Source organism: Pseudomonas sp. SIMBA_067 (genome assembly GCF_046534675.1).
GTDB lineage: Bacteria > Pseudomonadota > Gammaproteobacteria > Pseudomonadales > Pseudomonadaceae > Aquipseudomonas > Aquipseudomonas putida.
Map to the genome: position 1 here is coordinate 1 of NZ_JAWRYH010001145.1, position 244 is coordinate 244.

At 66.0% G+C, this 244-nt stretch carries 1 protein-coding gene; it reads left to right on the forward strand.

All coding sequences use genetic code 11. The features are described from left to right. Position 1: 1 nt before the first annotated feature. Positions 2-244 (forward strand): ArsR/SmtB family transcription factor (locus SB765_RS32885; RefSeq protein WP_410932929.1); only part of this gene is annotated, 243 nt, incomplete at its 3' end.

Consider the following 244-nt stretch of genomic DNA (forward strand, 5'->3'; position numbering starts at 1 on the left):
CCTGATTCTCGAGCGCCTGCTTTACGCCCTGAGCGACCCCGTGCGCCTGGAGATTGTGCGCCACCTGGCGGGCGTGGCGGAGGCCAGCTGCGGCGAGCTTGACGGCGGGCGGCCGAAGTCGAGCATGTCCCACCATTTTCGCGTCTTGCGCGATGCGGGACTGGTGCACACGCGCAACGTCGGCACTACCCACATGAATTCGCTGCGCAGCGAAATGCTCGACGAACGGTTCCCTGGGTTGCTG